This is a genomic window from Vibrio sp., assembly GCF_050299255.1.
Classification (GTDB): Bacteria; Pseudomonadota; Gammaproteobacteria; order Enterobacterales; family Vibrionaceae; genus Vibrio.
The window spans coordinates 1-7519 of record NZ_JBNKVP010000111.1; the positions used below are offsets into that span (position 1 = coordinate 1).

Genomic DNA, 7519 nt, shown 5'->3' on the forward strand with positions numbered 1-7519 from the left:
CACCCACTTTGCCAATGTACACGGACTGGACGCTGACGACCTGTATTCGACACCATACGACATGGCGCTGCTGGGTTCAGCCCTGATCCGCGATGTACCGAATGAATACCGCGTCTACAAAGAGAAAAAGTTCACCTACAACGGCATTACCCAGTACAACCGCAATGGTCTGCTGTGGGACAAGAGCATGAATGTCGACGGCATTAAAACCGGTCACACTTCCAACGCTGGCTACAGCCTGGTGAGCTCGGCAACCGAAGGTCAAATGCGCCTGGTGGCGGTCGTCATGGGCACCAAAGATGCCAATGCCCGTAAATCGGAAAGTAAAAAACTGCTGAGCTACGGTTTCCGTTTCTTTGAAACCGTTGCACCACATAAAGCCGGTGAAACCTTTGTCGAAGAAAAAATCTGGATGGGTGACAAAGATAACGTCGCTCTGGGTGTCGATAAAGACACTTACGTAACTCTGCCACGTGGTCAGGCGAAAAACCTGGAAGCCAGCTTCGTACTGGAGCGTTCACTGGAAGCGCCACTGAAGAAAGGTGACGTGGTCGGCAAGCTGTTCTATCAATTGGAAGGCCAGGACATCGCCGAGTACCCGCTGCTGGCGCTGGAAGATGTTGACCAGGGTAGCCTGTTCAGCCGTCTTTGGGACTACATTGTCCTACTATTCAAAGGCTTGTTCTAAAACACCCGATGAACCGCTAGCAAAGCCGCCTACGGGCGGCTTTGGTTGTTCTTGAGATCGGCGTCAATAGGCAGTACTATTCCCCCGCAATATCAATAGCCATATTGGAGTTTTCCCTATGTTGACTATCAATTCAGATGCCAAACTGAGAGATCTGCTTGAGTTTCCATGTTCGTTTACCTACAAGGTAATGGGTTACGCAAAGCCAGAGCTTCCAGAGAAGGTGGTTGAAGTGATTCAGCGCCACGCACCCGGTGATTACAGCCCGAGCGTTAAACCAAGCGCGAAGGGGAACTACCACTCTGTATCGATCACTATCACCGCGACAACGATTGATCAGGTAGAAATCCTATATAAAGAACTGGGCGAGATCGACATCGTTCGCATGGTGCTTTAACTACCAGCATCCGAAAAAGAAAGCAGCTCAGGCTGCTTTCTTTTTAGCTCACCATTGAAACATTTCACCAACATTTGACTGACGAATAATATATAACCCTACATCATCGGTGTAGTTAGCGACGCTAAACCGGTTTATAATCGACAGTCTGATTACAATGAGGGCGGGAACAGCAATGCAAGACCAGTTGGTCGTCAAGTTTTTAGGCCGTCAGGATTACCTCCCTGTCTGGCAGGCGATGCACGACTTCACCGACTCGCGCACCGATGACACCACAGATGAAGTCTGGGTGGTGGAACACAACCCGGTGTTTACCCAGGGGCAGGCAGGAAAAGCCGAGCATCTGCTGAATACCGGTGACATTCCGGTGGTGCAGAGTGATCGCGGCGGCCAGGTCACCTATCATGGCCCCGGCCAGCTAGTGGTCTATTTTCTGCTCAATCTGCGCCGTAAAAAACTGGGTGTTCGCGAACTGGTCACGCACATTGAAAATCTCGTCATCAATACTCTGAGCGCTTACAATATCGATTCAGCTGCCCGCCCCGATGCACCGGGTGTTTACGTGGATGGCAAAAAGGTCTGTTCACTGGGGTTGAGAATTCGTAAAGGCTGCTCATTTCATGGCCTGGCACTAAACATCAACATGGATTTATCACCGTTTTTGCGTATCAATCCCTGTGGCTATGCCGGCATGGAAATGGTGCAGGTCAGCCAACTTGGTGGACCGGATAATTTAGAAGAAGTTGCCCAGCAACTCGTTAAAGAGCTCGTATCGTTACTTCATTACGAGCAAGTTGAATTCAGTACAGAAGCAGTGACTGATAGGTAAGAAAGCATGAGCAAACCAATCCAAATGGAAAAAGGCGTTAAGTACCGTGACGCCGACAAAATGGCCCTTATCCCGGTCAAGAACATGCCTCAGGAGCAGACTAAAGTGCTGCGCAAGCCTGAATGGATGAAAATTAAGCTGCCATCCGACAGCCAGCGCATCCAGGACATTAAGTCGGCAATGCGGAAAAACAACCTGCATTCGGTGTGTGAAGAAGCTTCCTGCCCGAACCTGGCGGAGTGTTTTAACCATGGTACTGCGACCTTTATGATCCTGGGGGCTATCTGCACCCGTCGCTGCCCATTCTGCGACGTTGCTCACGGCCGCCCTCTGCCACCCGAAGCGGAAGAGCCGAGCAAACTGGCCCAAACCATTCAGGATATGAAACTGAAATACGTGGTGATCACTTCGGTCGACCGTGATGATCTACGTGATGGGGGTGCTCAGCACTTCGCCGACTGTAACCAGGCGATCCGGGAGAAAAACCCGCATATCAAGATCGAGACACTGGTACCCGATTTCCGCGGCCGCATGGATGTCGCACTGGATCTGCTGAAAGACAATCCGCCGGATGTGTTCAACCACAACCTGGAAACCGCGCCGCGCTTGTACCGCAAAGCTCGTCCTGGTGCCAACTACAAATGGTCACTGCAGCTACTGGAGAAATTCAAACAACAACATCCGGATATTCCGACCAAGTCGGGCCTGATGATGGGGCTGGGCGAAACCAAAGAAGAGATCATTGAAGTGCTGAAAGACCTTCGTGCGCACGGTGTCACTATGCTGACACTGGGCCAGTATCTGGCACCAAGCCGTCACCACTTACCGGTTGAACGCTACGTGCCGCCAGAAGAGTTTGATGAGCTGAAACAGATCGCTCTGGACTTGGGCTTTACCCACGCCGCCTGTGGTCCGTTTGTCCGCTCTTCTTACCACGCCGACCTGCAAGCGCAAGGTGTGGAAGTCAGCTAAGCGTGTCACAGCGCGCATTCTCCAGAAGAATGGAGCGCAAAGAGACAGCATTAAAAAAGGTTAGCCAACTGGCTAACCTTTTTCGTTTCCGCTTCCTCGAGAGGGATGGCGTTAATGGGATACCCGCGATTTCACATCGTGGCTGAGCTCCTGATTCAGCTCCGCCTCTACGTGTCCCGGCGCCTGAGTATTGGCCGCCAGCAAACGGTACATAGCCGGAATGACAAACAGGGTCACCAGAGTAGCGAAACTCATGCCAAAGAAGATCACTGTACCCACCGCAACCCGGCTTTCATAGCCAGCGCCACTGGACAGGATCAGCGGTACTGACCCCGCCAGCGTGGTGAACGCGGTCATCATAATCGGCCGCAGACGGCGCGCCGACGCCTGCACGATGGCTTTTTCAAACTCGATCCCGCGATCGCGCAGCTGGTTGGCAAACTCAACAATAAGAATGCCGTTTTTCGTCACCATGCCGATCAGCATAATCATGCCTATCTGGCTGTAGATATTCAGCCCCTGCGACATAATTAACATGCCAAGGAAGCCACCAAATACCCCCATAGGCACGGTAAACATCACCACCAGCGGGTTGATAAAGCTCTCAAACTGCGCCGCCAGTACCAGATAGGCGACCAACATGGCCAGTGCAAACACCACCAGCACGCTGGACTGGTTCTCTTTAAAGTCCTTCGACTCACCGGAGTAACTAACCGAAATATCGCCAGGCAACAGTTCGATAGCCTGCTGGTCGAGATAATCCAGCGCCTCACCCAGCGTCGCGCCTTCGGTCAGGTTAGCCGTCACTGTAATGGCTTTCTGCTTGCTGTAATGCGATAAGCGAATCGGCGAGGCGATCTCTTCGATCTTGGTCACCGCATCCAGAGTCACCAGGTCACCGGAGGAAGTGCGCATGTAGATCTGACTTAAATCGTCGGCGTTATTGAAGCTGTTTTCATCGCCGCGCAGGTAGACATCATACTCCTCGCCCCGTTCGACATAGGTGGTTTCACTCTTACCACCCAGCATGATTTCCAACGTGGTGGAGATATCGGAAATACTGATCCCAAGCTCTGCCGCGCGCTGCTTGTCAACCGATACCACCAGCTCCGGCGTTTTCTCGGAGTAGTTAAGATCGGCCCCTTCCATCAATGGTGACTCTTCGGCGATCTGCTCCAGTTTTTCCGCCCACTGTTTCAGCTCCTGATAGTCTGAGCCGCCCAGGACGAACTGCACCGGTTCGCTGGATCCGCCACGGAACCCTGGCATAAATGGGATCACCCGAACATCGGGAATGCCTGCCAGCGCCCGGCGGATCTGCCCTAACGCTTGCTGGGCGGTGGTCGTACGCTCATTCCAGTCTTCCAGGATCATAATCACAAAGCCGGTCTGGTCGCCTGCGTTACCGCCAAATGCCGGGGTCTGGATGCTGAACGAACGTAGCACTCCTTCACCCAGCATCGGCAACAAACGCTGTTCTACCAGCTCCATATTAGCCGCCATGCGGTTATAACTGGTGGCATCCGCGCCGCGGACAAAGGCAAACACTACCCCGCGGTCTTCACTCGGCGTCAGCTGCGCCGGTACCGATTTCATCAGGGCGAAGCTGCCGCCAATACAGCTGATGATCACCAGAGGTGCAACCCATTTCCATTTCAACGCCCCTTGCAGCAACCAGCGGTAGCCACTTTCCAGGCGGCCAAAGCCGCTGTCGACGATGGCGTTAAAGCGGGAAGGCTTCACATTGGCTGACAATATCTTACTGCCCAGCACCGGGGTCAGGGTCAGGGCGATCAAAGAAGAGAAGATCACCGCCATCGCCAGCAGCACCGAGAACTCGGTAAACAGCAGTCCGACCATACCATCCATAAATGAAATCGGCAGAAACACCATCACCAGTACCAGAGTAGTGGCGATAACGGCAAAGCCCACTTCCCGCACGCCTTTATAGGCGGCCAGCAAAGGCTTTTCGCCCTGCTCGATATGGTGGTAAATATTCTCTACCACCACGATGGCATCATCCACCACCAAACCGATGGACAAGATCAGCGCCATCAGGGTGATCAGGTTGATGGAAAAACCGAAATAGTAGGCGGCGATAAACGAGGATATCAGCGATACCGGAACCGTAACCGCCGGGATCAGCGTCGCCCGAACCTGGCCGATAAAGATATACAGCACCAGGATCACCAGACCGCCTGTGATCAGCAGGGTATTGAACACTTCGCTAATCGAACGGTCGATAAACACAGTGGAGTCGTAATCGATCGCCAGTCGGGTGCCGGCCGGAAGAAACTTCTGGATCTTGGCCACTTCCTCGTGGACCCGGTCAGCCACCTCCAGTGGGTTGGCATCGGTCTGTGGAATGATGCCCAGGCTGACGTTAACCACGCCATCACTTTTAAAGGTAGAACTCTCGTTCTGCGCACCGATATAGACATCGGCGACATCTTTCAGATAGATAGGCGAATTATCACTGGCCCGTTTCACCACCAGATACTGAAAATCTTCCGGGGTGTTGTAACTGCGCGCCGTCCGGACCGACATCACGATCTGGTCATTGCGCACTTCGCCGCCGGGGCTTTCAATATTTTCCCGTTTCAGCGCCTGGGTAATCTCGGTAGTGGTCACTCCTCGACCGGCCATCAACTGAGGCTTGAGCTTGACGTACATCACCTTGTACAGACCGCCGGTGATATTGATCGAGCTGACACCGGAGATCAGCGAGAAACGGTCCATCAGCACCCGCTCGGTATAGTCAGTGAGCTGGGTACGATCCATCTCGGTTGAGCTGAGGTTGATGTAGATGGACGCCTGACCCGAGCCGTTATTCTTGTACACGATCGGGTCACTGGCTTCATCCGGCAGTGCCCGCTGGGCCCGGGCGACCGCATCGCGCACATCACTGACACCGGTATTAAGATCATAACCCAAGTCAAAGGTAATGGTAATCCGGCTGCTGCCGTTACGGGTAGTCGAGGAAATTTCGTCGATACCACTGATACCAGACAACTGATCTTCCAGCACCGAAGTGATCTGGCTTTCAATTATTGTCGCCGATGCTCCCTCGTAGCGGGTACTGACCGAGACGACCGGGCTTTCGATATCCGGCATTTCCCGCACTGCCAGTTTGGTAAAAGAGACCAGGCCAAATACACACAGCAACAAGCTGAGTACCACGGCCGCCACCGGCCGTTTCACTGAGGTGTCCGATAACCACATTAGCGTTCACCTACCGCTCGGCCCTGTTCATCGACCGGTGTAATTTTCACTCCGTCGCGCATGTTGACGATCCCCTGCACTACGATGCTGTCACCAATATTCAGGCCTTCATCAATCACCACCTCGTTACCGATGCGGGCACCGAGCAATACTTCGCGTCGCTGGGCCACTTTCTCTTCACTGACCAGATAAACATACCGTTTTGTACCTGCATACTGCAGCGCCTGCACCGGGATGATCGGCGCTGAAATCGGTTCAAAGGCGAGTTGCGCTTCCACCAGCATGCCCGGCTTCAGTGCCAAATCGGTATTATCAAAATGGATTCGTACCCGCAGATTGAGCGTCTCTCGGTTAATCCGGGTATCGATACCCACCACCTGACCAACAAACTGTCTTGCCCCCCAGGCGTTGGCTTTAGCGGTCACCTGCATTCCTTCTGCGATCTTGTTCAGGTAGCGCTCCGGGACCTGAAGGTCCAGCTGCATTACTGACAGGTTATCCAGTGTCAACAAGGTGCTGGCAGCACTGACCAGTTTTCCGCGGCTAAAATCGATAAAGCCGATAGTACCGTCAAATGGCGCGGTAATGTGCAGGTCGTTAAGGTCAGCAATTGCCGCATCCAACCTAGCCTGGGCGATCTCAACACTGGCTTTCTGGGCATTGATCTCTGTCTGGGTAATGGCATTCCGTGATACCAGACGCTCAAACTCCTGTAGCTTGCGCTGTTCGTCTGTGAGGTAAGCACGCGCTTCTACCACAGCCGCTTTGGCTTTGTCGTCATTTAACTTTACCAGTAGCTGGCCCTGCTTCACTTTCTGGTTTGCTTTCACCGCAATCACTTCGACAATACCTGCCGATTCTGCTGCAATTTCAACAGATTGTTCCGCCTCCAACTTACCTATCAGCGATAAAGACTGAGATATTTGCTGTGACTGAACCTTTTCAATCACCACTGAAGTTGCACGCTCTTCCCTGGGGTTTCCGGCGGCCAATACCGCAGGAGACACAACAAATAAACATGTCAGTAATGGAATAATTGGTTTAATTTTCATAGAGCTACTCTGACAATAATAACTGCATCTATTCTAGCCCCTTTTACGTAATTAAACGTCAAGGAGTGTAAATAGTGATAGATCGCCTGGCATAGCGGCACTAGGATCGCTGCTATAAACCGCTAATTACTGGCCTCTCTGCCCAAAATTACAGCATTCAATTCAAAATGATAAGAAAAGCCTTTACAGTGATACTAGGTTTGTTATGATGCGCTCCGCACTTGATTGATGTGTTGGGAAAACATCAGTTAAGCCTATTCGGTAATAGAATAGGAAATACCCTGGAGGGGTTCCCGAGTGGCCAAAGGGAGCAGACTGTAAATCTGCCGGCTCCGCCTTCGATGGTTCGAATCCGTCCC

General features: G+C 52.6%; 5 protein-coding genes and 1 pseudogene. 4 read left to right on the forward strand and 2 right to left on the reverse strand.

What is annotated here, in order from left to right:
- The 4 genes and pseudogenes from ACQY6F_RS17475 to lipA form a co-directional block, all read left to right on the forward strand.
- Positions 1 to 688 (forward strand): annotated as a pseudogene (locus ACQY6F_RS17475) (D-alanyl-D-alanine carboxypeptidase); the annotation flags it as partial.
- 118 nt (positions 689 to 806) lie between these two features.
- On the forward strand, positions 807 to 1085 hold the full coding sequence (gene ybeD, locus ACQY6F_RS17480) for a DUF493 family protein YbeD (RefSeq protein ID WP_428776266.1): 279 nt from the start codon (positions 807 to 809) through the stop codon (positions 1083 to 1085).
- Positions 1086 to 1260: 175 nt separating this feature from the next.
- Positions 1261 to 1914: a lipoyl(octanoyl) transferase LipB gene (gene lipB, locus ACQY6F_RS17485; protein ID WP_428776268.1), complete on the forward strand. Its 654-nt coding sequence runs from the start codon at positions 1261 to 1263 to the stop codon at positions 1912 to 1914.
- A 6-nt stretch (positions 1915 to 1920) separates the two neighbouring features.
- Entirely contained in the window at positions 1921 to 2886 is a 966-nt protein-coding gene (gene lipA / locus ACQY6F_RS17490) for a lipoyl synthase (protein ID WP_428776270.1), read from the forward strand.
- A gap of 111 nt (positions 2887 to 2997) precedes the next feature.
- Here the strand turns inward: lipA and vexH are convergent, their stop codons facing one another.
- Both vexH and ACQY6F_RS17500 read right to left on the reverse strand, forming a co-directional pair.
- Entirely contained in the window at positions 2998 to 6108 is a 3111-nt protein-coding gene (gene vexH, locus ACQY6F_RS17495) for a vibriobactin export RND transporter permease subunit VexH (RefSeq protein ID WP_428776272.1), read from the reverse strand.
- On the reverse strand, positions 6108 to 7160 hold the full coding sequence (locus ACQY6F_RS17500; protein ID WP_428776274.1) for an efflux RND transporter periplasmic adaptor subunit: 1053 nt from the start codon (positions 7158 to 7160) through the stop codon (positions 6108 to 6110). Before ACQY6F_RS17500 ends, vexH begins: the two co-directional genes overlap by 1 nt.
- Positions 7161 to 7519 lie beyond the last annotated feature (359 nt).